We start from the raw sequence: 13,479 nt of genomic DNA, 5'->3' as shown, positions 1-13,479 counted from the left end.
TTCGGCTTCGGCTTCGGCTTCGGCTTCGGCTTCGGCTTCGGCTTCGGCTTCGGCTTCGGCTTCGGCTTCGGCTTCGGCTTCGGAAAAGTCTTCTTCTACGTTTTCAGCCGGGTCAACAGGCGCATCGCCCTGTTGCAGTTCGGTTTCGACGACGTCATCCGCCTGAGGGCTTTCCACCGGCTTTTCTTCGGACTTTTTCTTACCAGCCACCGCAATATTCCTCTTATCGAATCCAAATTCAGATGAATAACAGCCCAGGTCAAGTTAATCGGGGACCGCGCCGCCCTCAACCCGCAACGCATGTTTTGCAAGCTTTTTAACAGCCTTACGCATTTTCTTTGGTGTCGGCATCTTCGCGATCTTCAGGCCCGCATAGTCCAACGAATAAAGGGGATCAGCCGTGGCCTGACTGATTGCAGCCAGCCACAATGGCGCTGATCCAACCCAAATATCGGCAAAATGTCGCGCCGTCCTTGGCGAAAAAAGCGGAGCGATTATCGGCGAATCTCCATCTGCCGCTTCGGCCGCCTCGGGTGTTAGCGGCAACAGTCTTTGTTGGTAGACGGGCTGTTCCCGCACGGCCAGACCAGATTCGGTCAGTCGACCGGCAACATTGCCACGCGTGTGCTCACCCCTCAAATGCAACAACGGGCTTTTGGGCCGCCGCTTGAGCAGATGTCCCACCAGCTCCTCTGCCGTGGCCCCGACCATCTCGGCTTGCCAACCGTACCCTTTCGCTGTGCCAGTTGTTGCGGGCCCGACGCAGAACGCAGGCAGGGTGCGGTCAACACCTTTCGCGGCCGCCGCGTTCACGGCATTGGCCGAGGTGAAAATCAATCCCTGCACTCCCTCGGTCTCAACGGCAACCGGCAGAGGCAGGATTTCCATGATCGGGGAATAGATGACCTGAACCCGTGATCTGGTGCGGGTCGGCAACTGCGCAACGAACCTTTCAGAGGCGGCGCGCGGGCGGGTCATCAACAAATACAACGTGTGGCCCCTTGGCCCTTCAGGATTGTTTGCATCCGCGCAGGGTGATACCCCGCCGTAAGATCATGATGCAACGGATCAGGGTGATGGTGCAAACACTTACCGTACTGGGATTGGAAAGCAGCTGTGACGATACGGCCGCAGCCATCGTGCGCCAAATGGCGAGCGCCGAAGCCGAAATCCTGTCATCCGTTGTGCATGGCCAAATCGATCTGCACAGTGCTTATGGCGGCGTCGTGCCCGAGATCGCAGCCCGGGCACATGCAGAAAAGCTGGATGTCTGTGTCGTGCAAGCACTGGAAGCCGCGGGGCTTTCACTGAGGGACATGGACGCCATTGCCGTCACCTCAGGGCCGGGTCTGATCGGAGGGGTCATGTCCGGCGTGATGTGCGCCAAGGGGCTCAGCGCGGCCACCGGTCTGCCGCTGGTGGGTGTCAATCACCTTGCCGGTCATGCGCTGACACCACGCCTGACAGACAACATAGCCTTCCCCTACCTGGTGCTTCTGGTGTCGGGCGGACATTGCCAATACCTGATTGCCCACGGGCCCGAGCAGTTTACCCGCCTTGGCGGTACTATTGACGATGCGCCGGGTGAAGCCTTCGACAAAACCGCCCGCTTGCTGGGCCTGCCGCAACCTGGCGGCCCTTCCGTCGAGGCCGAGGCGCGCGCCGGTGATCCCAACCGCTTCCAGTTTCCAAGGCCGCTTCTCGACCGGCCCGGTTGCGATCTGTCCTTCTCTGGGTTGAAAACTGCGTTGATGCGGATGCGCGATCAAATCGTGGCCGGAAAGGGCGGCCTGACTCGTCAGGACCGCGCAGACCTGTGCGCTGGATTCCAGCAGGCGATTGTGGACACGTTGGCCGAAAAGACCCGACGCGCAATCGATCTGTATCTGGAACACAGCCCGGCTGATCCCGTTATTGCTGTTGCTGGAGGAGTTGCCGCAAACTCAGCCATTCGGTCCAAATTAGAGTCTGTTTGCGCCAAAAATAACACCCGATTTACAGCGCCCCCGCTGGCGTTGTGCACGGATAACGCCGCGATGATCGCCTACGCGGGTCTTGAGCGTTTTCGTTCCGGGGCACGGGATGGGCTGGACCTGACCGCCCGACCCCGCTGGCCTCTGGATCAGCGCAGCCCGGCGATGCTGGGCGGCGGCAAGAAAGGGGCCAAGGCATGAGCGTATCCGTTCTGGGTTCCGGTGCGTTTGGCACTGCCTTGGCGATCTCGCTGGCAGGCAACGGGCCGGTGACTCTGTGGTCAAGAAACGCCGGCCAGGCGCAGCAGATGCGCGAAATGCGCCAAAACTCAACCCGGCTGCCCAACATAGCCTTGCCCAAGGACATCGCTGTGACCGCGGACATTGCCGATGCGCTCAAAGCCGAAATGCTTTTATTGGCTGTGCCAATGCAAAAATTGCGCAGCGCTTTGCAAGATCACGCCCCTGCACTGCGCGGCAAGACTCTGGTGGCTTGCTGCAAGGGAATTGAACTGACCTCGGGGCTTGGACCTGTCGCGGTCATCAAGGAGGTTGTCCGGGATGCCCGCATCGCTTTGCTGACCGGGCCCAGTTTTGCGGATGATATCGCGCACGGCCTGCCCACCGCGTTGACGCTGGCTTGCGAGGATACGGAACTTGGCAAGGCGCTTCAGACCGAACTGACGACGGCGAACCTGCGCCTCTATCGCACCACTGACACGATCGGCGCTGAACTTGGCGGTGCGCTGAAGAATGTCATGGCCATTGGCTGCGGGGCCGTCATCGGTGCAGGTCTGGGAGACAGCGCCCGGGCAGCCTTGATGACCCGCGGGTTTGCCGAGATGCAACGCTTTGCCGCGATGCGTGGCGCGCGTCCCGACACCCTGATGGGTTTGTCCGGGCTAGGAGATCTCGTGCTGACCTGCTCGTCCGAACTGTCCCGAAACTATAGTTTTGGCCTTAGTTTGGGCCTGAATCAGACCTTCGACAGCCAAACGACGGTCGAAGGCGTCGCCACCGCCCGCGCCATGTCGGACATAGCCGCCAAGGAAGGGCTGGATATGCCCATCAGCGCCACTGTGGCGGATCTGAGCTATGGCGCTTACAGTGTCACCGAGGCCATTCAAAACCTGCTCAATCGACCCCTCAAGGAGGAATAACATGCTGATCGCCCTCATCGCTCGTGACAAACCCGGCGCGTTGCAAACCCGATTGGACAACCGCTCGGCCCACCTGGCCTATATCGAAGAAACCGGCGTCGTGTCACAGGCCGGGCCACTGCTGGACGGCGATTCCATGATCGGCTCTTTGATAATTCTCGACGTGGAGGATCTGGCCGCAGCACAGTCTTGGGCCGAAAGCGACCCCTACGCGAAGGCTGGATTGTTCCAATCGGTCGAACTGATCTCGTGGAAAAAGGTGATCGGTTGATGGCCTATTGGTTGTTCAAATCGGAACCGTCGACCTGGAGTTGGGATCAGCAAGTCGCGAAAGGTGATGCGGGCGAGGAATGGGACGGCGTTCGCAACTATCAGGCGCGTAACTTCATGCGTCAGATGGACGTTGGGGACTGGGGGTTCTTCTACCATTCGCAAAAGGACAAATCCGTAGTTGGAATTGTCGAGATCTGCGCCGAGGCCCACGCCGACAGCACCACAGACGACGAACGCTGGGAGTGTGTGGACATCAAGGCCGTGCGGCCTTTTTCCAAACCCGTAACATTGGACCAGATCAAGGCGGACGAGCGTCTGGCGAATATGGTGCTGGTGAAGAACTCTCGCTTATCGGTGCAGCCCGTGACCGAGGACGAATGGCGGATAATTTGCATGCTGGGTGAAACGCTGCCTGACTGAATGGGAACATGTCTTCAGGTGCAGAACTTCTCAAACACCTGACAAGATGCTATGTTTCCATGGGCTTTGCCGAGTGGGGGCATGTCGATCGCGTATACTGCAATCGCGTACACTTGGCAGTGTTCGTATAAAGTTCGGTCTCTCTTGAAAGCATGAACCCATGTCTGACGAAGAAGGCGGCAATGGGATACTCGAAGACGCCGTTGCTGCGAAGAATTCAAAAAATTGGGAAGCGCGCCTGAAAGAGGCGCGCGAAAAGCGTGCAAAAGTGCTTAGCGGAGCACAGGACGAAGCGCAGGAAAGGCCCGTTTTGAAACCTTCCGAGACAGAGTATCTGTCCCGGCCGGACGAAACCAAAATCGAAGAGATCGTATCAGACCGGGTCCGTTCCCTGCATTTGGAAGAACCAAAAGTCAGGAAAAGGCCCTTAGTTAGAGCAGGTATTGTTCTGGCCGCCTTGGTTTGCGGCGCGGTCCTGCAATGGGGTGTCACCAATATTGCCGGAATCTGGCGCTCTACAGAAGGAAAGACCCCAGCAAGCTTGGATGCGTCGACGGAGAATCTTCCTGAAATCGAGGAGCTGCTTTCAGACAGGGCGCCGATTGTCAGAAACGCAAGGCCGCCGGACAAACTAGACACACAAACAGAAGAGGAACTTACCGATTCAGCGGCTCTGGAGGTCCCGCCCGTTTCCGCCCTCGCAATCGCCGAAGAGACTGGGGATTCGATCACTGACACGCCTCTCGACCAGAACGCCTCGGTTGAGGCAGTTGTGACGCCACCGGTTCCTGCTGAAGACCTATCGGGTACGGACGCGGTGAAACCAGGGCCCCTAGTCCCAGACCAGGAACCGGCCGCATCTTCGCCTCCGCCAGCGATTTTCATACCGGCACAACTCGAGCCAATCTTGGCCGCCGCTTTTTCTGCCGATACTCAAACCTTGTTTCCAGCTCCTGTCGAACCTCCGTGGCGGCACGCTAACCGGTCGAACAAAGACAGCTTTTCGCAGGCATCCTTGATGCTATATGATCCCGTCCCGCAAGAGATCACGGTGTCAGCGGTCCCGTCTTTTGCAGAGGTAAAACCGCTTTTGCCTGTACAACCCCCCATTGATCTGGAAGTTTCGCTTTTTGTCCCGTCGAGAGTGTCACAAGAAGCCAGCAGCCGGGCTTTCGAATTGCTTACACAGGGCCGTGCGACAGTTGTATCAACGGACCGCGTGGGATTCCGCGTCAGAGAAACACAGGTTCGATTTTATCATCCAAGCGACGCTGAAAATGCGGCGCTGGCGGCTGATGCTCTTGACGGTGTTTTAAGAGACTTCACGAATTCGGGCAACAAAACCCGCCCGGGACGGATAGAGGTTTATCTGGCAGGCAGCGGCGGTGCTTCGCAAGGGGGATCGGACCAGCAGCCTACTGAATTCGATAGCTTCATTGCGCGCATTCTTGGCGAGCTCAGATGAGTAATGAGGGAAGGTTCTGACGATACAGAACCTTCCCTACCCCCGCGTGCTCCCTACTCACCACACGCGTATGGAAATATCTGGTTCTGACCGTCCTGGTCACGTGTTGAGCTTAGCCCAATCGCCTGCTGCGTTTCAAACGCCAAGTCTCTAAATAACAAATCAAATTAAGTACGCCCGCCGAAATCTGAGCGGGCGTTTTGTGAATTTCCGTCCAGATCAGCTGTAAACGGCTTCTTTTCCGAAATGCTTGGTCAAAATGTAGTACACGACGGCGCGGTACTTGTTGCGCTCGGACTTGCCGTAGGTTTCCATCGCTTTGTTGATCCCTTCCATCAGCTCGGGGCCATCTGCCAGACCCAGCTTTTTGATCAGAAAGTTGTTCTTGACGGTTTCCAGTTCAGAGTCCTGGCTGGCCGCAACAGTCGCCGCATCTGCGTCATAGATCGCCGGACCACAACCGATGGTGACCTTGGTCAGCAGGTCCATATCGGGGTCCATGCCGCATTTGGTTTTCAGGTCTTCTGCGTATTTGGCGATCAGCTCGTCGCGCTTGCCCATATCCTAGTCTCCTTGATCCGTTTACCCGGCACTTTTCACCGATGGTCGGAAGACTAGCCGCGTCTCGGGCTTTTCCAAAAGGAAAAAAAACTGCGATTTCTCCCCCTTGGTCAAAGTCTGTAAGTTTCTTGCTGATAAGCCTAGCGGCAATAGCCCCACCCTGGGCCTTGCAAGTGGAAATGATCCGCGTGCAAGCGATTGAAATCGGGCCCAAGAACCACACGAAACCAACCGCAGGCCTCGCGCCAGATCTGCCGTAAAAAAGCGGCTTCTGGACCGGAGTCCTGCCAGTTGGACAACAAGGTCAGCGTCCGACCATCAACGGTATCCACACCGACAATATCAATCGAATCCGCGCGGGCATGGCTGCTCCATCCGCTGTTTTCACCCTGTGCGGTGCGCATAGGACGGCAATTGTAACTGCCGACGTGGCGCAATCGGGAAACGTTGGTCCCAAGCAGATCGCGTGCGGCGGGCTGCACGACGTGATGTTCCCACATGGTCAGGCGCAAAGCCGTGGCGCAACTGGTTTCAACATCCTTGATCCCTGATGTCACCAATTTGGTCAGAAGACCCCGACCGGCTATGCCGCAGTTCTGATCGACAATCAGATCCTCCATCGCCTCGAAACGAACACCTGCGTCTTCCAGAGCAGCCCGGCACTGTACGTCGCTGGCCAGTGCGCGGTTCAACTGGAACTTTGTGACAGGTGTGACCGGGGCGGTCACTTTCAGATCGCGCAACGGGTTCCAATGTGACGGCACCGACGTTTCGGGATGCGCCAACACCCACCAGACACCACCGCCCAAAAGGATCACAACTGCCGCCAGCCTGAGAACGAAAGACGCCGCCGAGTACAAATACCGGCGGCGCCCAGATTTCTGCGTCATACCAAGACAGCGATCAGTAGCGGTAATGCTCCGGTTTGTACGGACCTTCCGGTTTGACACCGATATAAGCAGCCTGATCCGCGTCCATCTGGGTCAGCTTCACGCCGATTCGATCCAGATGCAGGCGGGCCACTTTCTCATCCAGATGTTTGGGCAGGATGTAGACCTTGTTCTCGTACTGGTCACCCTTGGTGAACAGTTCGATCTGGGCCAGAACCTGGTTGGTGAACGAGGCCGACATCACAAAGGATGGGTGCCCAGTGGCGTTGCCAAGGTTCAGCAGACGGCCTTCGGACAGCAGAATGATGCGGTTGCCCGAGGGCATCTCGATCATGTCCACCTGCTCCTTGATGTTGGTCCATTTGTGGTTTTTCAGGCTGGCCACCTGAATTTCGTTGTCGAAATGGCCGATGTTGCCAACAATCGCCATGTCCTTCATCGCGCGCATATGCTCGATGCGGATCACGTCCTTGTTGCCGGTGGTTGTGATGAAGATGTCCGCGCTGGCGACTTCGTCTTCCAGCAAGGTCACTTCAAACCCGTCCATCGCAGCCTGCAGAGCACAGATCGGGTCAACTTCGGTGACTTTCACACGGGCTCCCGCGCCGCACAACGACGCCGCCGAGCCTTTGCCCACGTCACCGTAACCGCAGACCACGGCAACCTTGCCAGCCATCATCGTGTCGGTAGCGCGACGGATACCGTCGACCAGCGATTCCTTGCAGCCGTATTTGTTGTCGAATTTCGACTTGGTGACGCTGTCATTCACGTTGATCGCCGGGAACGGCAGTTGACCTTCCTTAACCAGCTGATACAGGCGGTTCACACCGGTGGTGGTTTCCTCGGACACACCCTGGATCTGGTCACGCATCTTTGTGAACCAGCCGGGGCTTGCCGCCATACGCTTGGCGATCTGCTTTTTGATCACCTCTTCCTCTTCCGAACCCGGAACAGGGATGATGTCTTCACCCGCTTCGGCACGAGCGCCGAGCAGGATGTAAAGCGTTGCGTCACCGCCATCGTCCAGGATCATGTTCGGGCCGTCTTCGAACAGGAAGGACTTGTCCAGATAATCCCAATGCTCTTCCAGTGTCTGGCCCTTGATCGCAAAAACGGGAATACCAGCTTCGGCAATCGCGGCCGCCGCGTGGTCTTGGGTCGAGAAGATGTTGCACGACGCCCAGCGCACATCCGCGCCCAGCGCCACCAGTGTTTCGATTAGAACGCCCGTCTGGATAGTCATGTGCAGCGAACCTACGATGCGGGCACCCGCCAGAGGTTTGCTTTCGCCGTATTCCGTGCGCAGGGACATCAGGCCCGGCATCTCGGTTTCGGCAATATCCAGCTCTTTGCGGCCAAAGCCAGCCAATGAAATGTCTTTAACGATATAGTCCCCGGCCATCAGGTGCTCCATTTTCCGGTAATTCACAGTTCTGGCTGCCCCTAGCATTCCTTGGGGCAGGTGGCAACTTTGAAGACTGTGATCGGAAACGTTATGGCTAATATTAGCTTGGTGTGCCTTCAATTTCGATCTTCGGTATCGCTTCAAAAAAATCTGTGCCAACGGCAACAATACAACTGATACCGTTCGCATTGGTTACCAAAACGGTATAGCTTCCCGTTTCCTTCGAGGTCCAAACCTCCATCACCGATTGTGCGCCACGTGTTTTTTGCAGACCGCCAAAGGCTAATTCCTCGGCATAGTTCTCCTGCAATTTGGATATGATGTCATTCCGTGCCGCACAATTCTGGGCAAAGGCAGGCGGCGCGGTGGCGGCCATTCCGAAGGTCAGTGCGATTGCGAATAGTCGTTTGAACATAGGATGCTCCTTTCGATACGTGTTTCAGTTCGAGAGGGGCACACTGGGAGGAGAATGCACCCCCCTCAGTCCTTAATGTCGGGATCCTACCGCGCCGTTTCAAAGCACGAACGCTCAAGAAAATGTTGGCAGCATGTGATCCAGACAGGTACATCATACCATAAAAACGCGAATTGAACGTGACCCACTTCACAAGGCATGGCAGAATGGCAACACAACCCAGAGCGTGGCAAAGGATGCTGTCGGGTCGCAGACTGGACCTGCTGGACCCGACACCGGTGGATATCGAGATTGAGGATATCGCGCATGGTCTTGCCTTTGTCGCTCGCTGGAACGGTCAGACAAACGGCGATTTCGCCTATTCCGTGGCTGAACACTCCCTATTGGTTGAAGAGATTTTTGGTCGCGTTGCCCCCAAGACCTCGGTGAAGTGGCGATTGGCCGCCTTGTTACATGACGCGCCCGAATATGTGATCGGCGATATGATTTCCCCTGTGAAGTCCGCCGTTGGTCCGGACTACGGCGCGCTGGATGACCGCCTGGCGGCGGCGATCCACATCCGGTTCGGCCTTCCTGCGCAGGTGCCGAAAACGGTGAAGCGCCAGATCAAGAAGGCCGACAAGATCAGTGCCTGGATGGAGGCCACACAAATCGCTGGGTTTTCCGAGGCCGAAGCCACGAAGTTCTTTGGCCGCCCTGACAGGGAGGTCATGGCAGGTCTACAGATCAGGTTGCGCCCCCCGGTCGAGGTGCGGCACGCCTATACAACACGACACGCAGAGCTGATCGCACAGGTCTAAAGGGCAGTTTCAGCATGAGTTGAGTGGTTAAAGGAGATGGTGATTCAGGGATGAAAAAAGAACCGGAAACCGAATTTTGCTTGTCGCCAACCTCGTTCTGGCTCTTGTACTTGCGGCGGTGTTGGTCAAAACCGGGTATCTTTCGAAGACAGTCCGCAAATTCACCGGCGCGCATGTCCCGGTCACGGAAACCGATCACTACAAACTCATGGTCTGGCTGCACGAGCGGCCGATATCTCAGGCATTGGCCTCACCGGATATTCAAATCGCTTTCATCGGTGATTCCATCATCGAGGGATGGTTGACCAGTAACGTCCTACCCAACTCGCTGAACCTTGGGATCAGCCGCGACACCACCGCGAGCCTGATCGCACGGGCAAAACCGTAACTGATCGCTCATGTTCCGACATGGTATCTGGGAATCGGGGTCAATGACGCTCTGGCGGTCACACCTCCGGCGGAGATTGCAGGGTATGTCGCACAGTTGAAGACCGTGTACATGCCCGCCGAAAGGTTGATCTGGCGTGCTGTGTTGCCTGTCACTGGTGCAAGCTGGACCGCGGAAATGGAGGCATTTCGAACTGCCTTCAACACGGCTGCACTACAAGCCTGTCAGGAAATGGCGAACTGCACATTTCTGACCCCGCCGGACGGGTACGACGAGAACATTGTCAACTGGGCGTCAGACGGGCTGCATCCTAACTCAATCGGATATCGTCAACTGGCGCAGCAGCTCTGCAAAGAAGTCTTTTGCTCACCTTAATACTCCTGCATGGAGACACTGTTGCACTACCCGGCGAACTGTCTGAAGCTTGGATAGGGTTTGTGATCTCCCTGTTTCAGCCAAAGACGTAAAAGCAAAGCTTATTGCCGTCCGGGTCGCGCACATATGCGCCATAGAATCTGTCGGGGACACGTTGACCCGGTTCGCCTTCGTCCACCGCACCCAGACTGATTGCCTTGTTGTAAAGTTCCTTGGCCTCATCCTTGGAATCGGCTGCAAAGGCGACCATGTTGCCATTTCCAACGGCGCAGTCATCACCGTCGTAGGGCTCGCACACCGCAAGCATCGGCGCGTCGGGTTTGTTGCCAATGAACGCGATCCGGCCTGCGTCTATAACCACTTTCGCACCCTTGTCTGCGAATAGGCTGGTATAGAAGTCCTTAGCGCGCTCCATGTCCGAAACGCCAACGGTTACATATCCGATCATCGAGTGGTCCTGTTCTGACAAAATATTCCAGATATGCCGAACAATCCCCGACGGGACCCAAGGTTACAAGTCACTAAACCGTCATCGAGCACCCCGCCGACTTAACGAGGGCTGCGTTTCGCCAGTATCCGCTGCAACGTCCGCCGATGCATATTCAACCGCCGCGCGGTTTCGGAGACATTCCGGTCACACAGCTCATAAACGCGCTGGATATGTTCCCAGCGCACACGGTCCGCGCTCATGGGGTTTTCAGGCGGCGGGGGCAGTTCGTCGCCCTTCGCAAGCAGCGCGTTCGTGATATCGGTCGCGTCCGCAGGCTTTGACAGATAGTCGGTCGCGCCGATCTTGACCGCCGCCACGGCAGTGGCGATGGCGCCATATCCGGTCAGAACTACAACACGGCTGTCGGGACGTTTTTCCCGCAGTACTTCGACTACGTCCAAACCGTTGCCATCCTCAAGTCTCAAATCAACAACAGCATAAGCCGGAGGACGGGCGGTGGAAATTGCGCGGCCAGCGGCGACGGATCCCGCGGTTTCAACTTCGAAGCCGCGCTTTTCCATGGCCTTGGCCAAACGTCTCAGAAACGGCTCGTCATCATCAACCAAAAGCAGGGATTTATCAGGGCCGATGTCAAGCTGAGAAGTATCTGCCATATGTTGGGTCTTTCGCTATTTCATGCTTTTGGCTCGGACATGAGTAATAGCAGCGCGGGAACAAAGGTCAAACAACCTTGTTACGACGCGCCCTGATCCAGAAAGCATTCAACCCTGTCCGCCATCTGTTCGGCCGTGTCTTCGCGCTTGAAAAACTCCAGAAATCCGTCTTCGGGTGTAACCAGATAGGTAAAGGTGGAATGGTCAACCAGATAGAATTCGTCGCCTTTGTCATGCGCCTTGTAATAGGTCTTGTAGGCCTTGCTGGCTGCCTTGACCTGTTCGGGCGAGCCGGTCAGCGCGATCGTCTTTCCACCGAGGTTGAAGGCATAGTCGGCCATCACTTCGGGCGTATCGCGATCCGGGTCAATTGAGATGAACAACGGTGTCACCGACAGTCCGCGCTCGGCAAGAATATCGACGGCCTCGGCGTTGCGGGACATATCAAACGGGCAAACGTCCGGGCAGAAAGTATATCCGAAATAGACCAGTGTCGGTTCGGTAATCACATCTTTGTCCGTGACCGTCTCGCCCTTGCCATTCACCAGTTCAAATGGCCCGCCAATTGCGGCGGAACCCCCGGCGATCTGGCTGGACCGGCATTGTGCGAACTTGTCATCGGACCCGCCGCCCGACGTCAGAAGCCACATGGCCCCAAGTCCGCTAGCCAGAGCAAGGGTTGCGAGAATTGCGTACAGTAGGCGGGTCATTTCGATTATCCGGTCGCAAGGGGTTGTTGATCGTTCCGGCCGGGACACCTATCAAGATGACCAGCCGATGCAACAGGACATAAGCGACCGATGGCAGAATCCAATCAGACTTTTTGGCGCGGCCAGGGACGCAGCAGCTGGATTCGGCTTCGGACCCTGATCCTTTTGCGATGGGTGGCCATCATCGGTCAGCTCACTGCAATCACGGTGGCGCAGCGATACTATGACGTGCAGCTGGAACTGGGCCTGTGCTACCTGGCCATCGGAATTTCGGTCATGGGCAACCTGACTGCCATTTTGCTGTTTCCGCAAAACAAGCGCCTGACCGAGTTTGAAAACTTCCTGATGGTTCTGTTCGACCTGCTGCAACTGTCAATCCTGCTGTATTTGACAGGCGGGCTGAACAATCCGTTTGCATTGCTTCTGCTGGGTCCGGTCACGATTTCAGCCAATGTCATGAGCACGCGATCGACCCTAATCGTCGGTGCCGTGGCAATCGTTCTGACTACTGTACTGGCAGAATTTCACCTTCCGTTACGGACAAGCCTCGGGCTTGTTCTGGATATCCCGGATATCCTTCTGTTTGGAAACTGGGCCGCAATCATCATCGCCATTGTCTTCATCGGCGCCTATTCCCACCGGGTCAGTTCCGAAGTCCAATCCATGTCAGAAGCACTGGCCGCCACGCATATGGCGCTGGCACGCGAACAAAAACTGACCGATCTGGGGGGCGTCGTTGCCGCTGCCGCGCATGAGCTGGGCACACCTTTGGCGACGATAAAACTGACCAGCGCAGAATTGATCGAAGAACTGGACGATCGCCCGGACCTGAAAGAAGATGCCGCTTTGATCCGCGAGCAGGCAGACCGTTGCCGTGACATTCTGCGCGACATGGGGCGGGCGGGCAAAGATGATCTGCATCTGCGGCAGGCACCGCTTTCGACAGTGGTGAACGAAGCGGCCGAACCACATGTCGGCCGAGGCAAGGCGGTTCATTTTTCCGAAGGCCCGGCGCAGGACGGGGATGTGCAGCAGCCCTCGATCCTGCGAAAACCCGAGATCATTCACGGATTGCGCAACCTGATTCAGAATGCCGTGGATTTTGCCCGCGCAAATGTCTGGGTCGAGGCCGAATGGACCGACGGCCGGATCACCGTCAGCATCATGGATGACGGGCGGGGATACCCGCCCCACATGATCGGACGCATTGGCGATCCCTTTATGCGCCGCCGACGGGTGGAATCCGATCAGAGAACACGCCCGGAATACGAAGGCATGGGCCTGGGATTGTTCATCGCCAAAACCCTGCTGGAACGCAGCGGCGCCGAGCTGGAATTCGCAAATGGTTCTGACCCTTACCAGCATCTGACTGACAACCCGGATCGGCGTGGGGCCATCGTCAAGGTGACTTGGCCTCGCAAATTGATTGACGCCCAAAAAGGCGACACGCCCGTCCCTTCCGGTTCCAACACGCGCTTTCAGGTGTGAATTAAGAGACCGTTAACCAATAGCGCGCATAATCAGCCCGGGTTTTGTTCAG

The 13,479-nt window shown here is 56.9% G+C and carries 17 protein-coding genes and 1 pseudogene; 9 read left to right on the top strand and 9 right to left on the bottom strand.

The genetic code is table 11. The features are described 5' to 3' along the window. Positions 1-210 (bottom strand): annotated as a pseudogene (locus AC2FEB_RS14305) (hypothetical protein); the annotation flags it as partial. A 54-nt stretch (positions 211-264) separates the two neighbouring features. Beyond that, positions 265-990 carry a uroporphyrinogen-III synthase gene (locus AC2FEB_RS14300; RefSeq protein WP_496673735.1) on the bottom strand — a complete coding sequence of 242 codons (726 nt, stop codon included), beginning with the start codon at positions 988-990 and terminating at the stop codon, positions 265-267. A gap of 86 nt (positions 991-1,076) precedes the next feature. Here AC2FEB_RS14300 and tsaD point away from each other — a divergent pair, with 86 nt between their 5' ends. The 5 genes from tsaD to AC2FEB_RS14275 all read left to right on the top strand — a co-directional run bounded on the left by tsaD (position 1,077) and on the right by AC2FEB_RS14275 (position 5,291). Beyond that, positions 1,077-2,174, top strand: a complete 1,098-nt coding sequence (gene tsaD, locus AC2FEB_RS14295; protein WP_496673732.1) for a tRNA (adenosine(37)-N6)-threonylcarbamoyltransferase complex transferase subunit TsaD — start codon at positions 1,077-1,079, stop codon at positions 2,172-2,174. Next, a complete protein-coding gene (locus tag AC2FEB_RS14290; protein WP_496673729.1) occupies positions 2,171-3,133 on the top strand; it encodes an NAD(P)H-dependent glycerol-3-phosphate dehydrogenase in 963 nt (320 codons plus the stop codon). The genes tsaD and AC2FEB_RS14290 overlap by 4 nt, the downstream gene beginning before the upstream one ends. 1 nt (position 3,134) lies before the next feature. Beyond that, positions 3,135-3,404, top strand: a complete 270-nt coding sequence (locus tag AC2FEB_RS14285) for a YciI family protein (RefSeq protein WP_496673726.1) — start codon at positions 3,135-3,137, stop codon at positions 3,402-3,404. Further along, positions 3,404-3,826: an EVE domain-containing protein gene (locus tag AC2FEB_RS14280; protein ID WP_496673724.1), complete on the top strand. Its 423-nt coding sequence runs from the start codon at positions 3,404-3,406 to the stop codon at positions 3,824-3,826. Before AC2FEB_RS14285 ends, AC2FEB_RS14280 begins: the two co-directional genes overlap by 1 nt. Before the next feature lie 160 nt (positions 3,827-3,986). After that, a complete protein-coding gene (locus AC2FEB_RS14275; RefSeq protein ID WP_496673721.1) occupies positions 3,987-5,291 on the top strand; it encodes a hypothetical protein in 1,305 nt (434 codons plus the stop codon). 219 nt (positions 5,292-5,510) lie between these two features. Here the strand turns inward: AC2FEB_RS14275 and AC2FEB_RS14270 are convergent, their stop codons facing one another. The 4 genes from AC2FEB_RS14270 to AC2FEB_RS14255 form a co-directional block, all read right to left on the bottom strand. Beyond that, the gene (locus AC2FEB_RS14270; protein WP_117871196.1) at positions 5,511-5,852 is read right to left on the bottom strand and encodes a DUF2853 family protein; all 342 of its coding nucleotides are present in this window, start codon (positions 5,850-5,852) and stop codon (positions 5,511-5,513) included. A gap of 140 nt (positions 5,853-5,992) precedes the next feature. Next, positions 5,993-6,742 (bottom strand): extensin-like domain-containing protein, encoded by a 750-nt coding sequence (locus tag AC2FEB_RS14265; RefSeq protein WP_299899761.1) that lies wholly within the window; start codon positions 6,740-6,742, stop codon positions 5,993-5,995. 13 nt (positions 6,743-6,755) lie between these two features. After that, a complete protein-coding gene (gene ahcY / locus AC2FEB_RS14260; protein ID WP_299899763.1) occupies positions 6,756-8,144 on the bottom strand; it encodes an adenosylhomocysteinase in 1,389 nt (462 codons plus the stop codon). 103 nt (positions 8,145-8,247) lie between these two features. Then, positions 8,248-8,562 (bottom strand): hypothetical protein, encoded by a 315-nt coding sequence (locus AC2FEB_RS14255; protein ID WP_117871202.1) that lies wholly within the window; start codon positions 8,560-8,562, stop codon positions 8,248-8,250. Between the two features lie 206 nt (positions 8,563-8,768). Between AC2FEB_RS14255 and AC2FEB_RS14250 the strand changes: the two genes are divergently transcribed. The 3 genes from AC2FEB_RS14250 (at position 8,769) to AC2FEB_RS14240 (ending at position 10,125) form a co-directional block, all read left to right on the top strand. After that, positions 8,769-9,362, top strand: coding sequence for an HD domain-containing protein (locus tag AC2FEB_RS14250; protein WP_496673716.1), 594 nt, complete (start codon positions 8,769-8,771; stop codon positions 9,360-9,362). Positions 9,363-9,438: 76 nt separating this feature from the next. After that, on the top strand, positions 9,439-9,750 hold the full coding sequence (locus AC2FEB_RS14245; protein ID WP_496673713.1) for a hypothetical protein: 312 nt from the start codon (positions 9,439-9,441) through the stop codon (positions 9,748-9,750). Next, entirely contained in the window at positions 9,751-10,125 is a 375-nt protein-coding gene (locus AC2FEB_RS14240; RefSeq protein ID WP_496673757.1) for a GDSL-type esterase/lipase family protein, read from the top strand. 76 nt (positions 10,126-10,201) lie between these two features. Here the strand turns inward: AC2FEB_RS14240 and AC2FEB_RS14235 are convergent, their stop codons facing one another. From AC2FEB_RS14235 to AC2FEB_RS14225, 3 genes are all read right to left on the bottom strand, one after another. After that, positions 10,202-10,573 (bottom strand): VOC family protein, encoded by a 372-nt coding sequence (locus tag AC2FEB_RS14235; protein ID WP_299899767.1) that lies wholly within the window; start codon positions 10,571-10,573, stop codon positions 10,202-10,204. 101 nt (positions 10,574-10,674) lie between these two features. Next, on the bottom strand, positions 10,675-11,229 hold the full coding sequence (locus AC2FEB_RS14230; protein ID WP_117871212.1) for an ActR/PrrA/RegA family redox response regulator transcription factor: 555 nt from the start codon (positions 11,227-11,229) through the stop codon (positions 10,675-10,677). Positions 11,230-11,309: 80 nt separating this feature from the next. Beyond that, positions 11,310-11,939, bottom strand: coding sequence for an SCO family protein (locus tag AC2FEB_RS14225; RefSeq protein WP_117871214.1), 630 nt, complete (start codon positions 11,937-11,939; stop codon positions 11,310-11,312). A gap of 90 nt (positions 11,940-12,029) precedes the next feature. On the opposite strand from AC2FEB_RS14225, the gene regB reads away from it, so the two are divergent. Then, a complete protein-coding gene (gene regB, locus AC2FEB_RS14220) occupies positions 12,030-13,427 on the top strand; it encodes a sensor histidine kinase RegB (protein WP_117871216.1) in 1,398 nt (465 codons plus the stop codon). Positions 13,428-13,479 lie beyond the last annotated feature (52 nt).

This window comes from Ruegeria sp. YTSC106 (assembly GCF_059609765.1).
Note: the sequence above shows the minus strand (reverse complement) of the source record. Positions and strands in the feature narration are given on the sequence as shown.

Excerpts from the sequence above, each read along its gene's own strand:
- tsaD (WP_496673732.1), top strand. The coding sequence starts at position 1,077 with ATGGTGCAAACACTTACCGTACTGGGATTGGAAAGCAGCTGTGACGAT.
- AC2FEB_RS14290 (WP_496673729.1), top strand. The coding sequence starts at position 2,171 with ATGAGCGTATCCGTTCTGGGTTCCGGTGCGTTTGGCACTGCCTTGGCG.
- AC2FEB_RS14285 (WP_496673726.1), top strand. The coding sequence starts at position 3,135 with ATGCTGATCGCCCTCATCGCTCGTGACAAACCCGGCGCGTTGCAAACC.
- AC2FEB_RS14280 (WP_496673724.1), top strand. The coding sequence starts at position 3,404 with ATGGCCTATTGGTTGTTCAAATCGGAACCGTCGACCTGGAGTTGGGAT.
- AC2FEB_RS14275 (WP_496673721.1), top strand. The coding sequence starts at position 3,987 with ATGTCTGACGAAGAAGGCGGCAATGGGATACTCGAAGACGCCGTTGCT.
- AC2FEB_RS14270 (WP_117871196.1), bottom strand. The coding sequence starts at position 5,852 with ATGGGCAAGCGCGACGAGCTGATCGCCAAATACGCAGAAGACCTGAAA.
- AC2FEB_RS14265 (WP_299899761.1), bottom strand. The coding sequence starts at position 6,742 with ATGACGCAGAAATCTGGGCGCCGCCGGTATTTGTACTCGGCGGCGTCT.
- ahcY (WP_299899763.1), bottom strand. The coding sequence starts at position 8,144 with ATGGCCGGGGACTATATCGTTAAAGACATTTCATTGGCTGGCTTTGGC.
- AC2FEB_RS14255 (WP_117871202.1), bottom strand. The coding sequence starts at position 8,562 with ATGTTCAAACGACTATTCGCAATCGCACTGACCTTCGGAATGGCCGCC.
- AC2FEB_RS14250 (WP_496673716.1), top strand. The coding sequence starts at position 8,769 with ATGGCAACACAACCCAGAGCGTGGCAAAGGATGCTGTCGGGTCGCAGA.
- AC2FEB_RS14235 (WP_299899767.1), bottom strand. The coding sequence starts at position 10,573 with ATGATCGGATATGTAACCGTTGGCGTTTCGGACATGGAGCGCGCTAAG.
- AC2FEB_RS14230 (WP_117871212.1), bottom strand. The coding sequence starts at position 11,229 with ATGGCAGATACTTCTCAGCTTGACATCGGCCCTGATAAATCCCTGCTT.
- AC2FEB_RS14225 (WP_117871214.1), bottom strand. The coding sequence starts at position 11,939 with ATGACCCGCCTACTGTACGCAATTCTCGCAACCCTTGCTCTGGCTAGC.
- regB (WP_117871216.1), top strand. The coding sequence starts at position 12,030 with ATGGCAGAATCCAATCAGACTTTTTGGCGCGGCCAGGGACGCAGCAGC.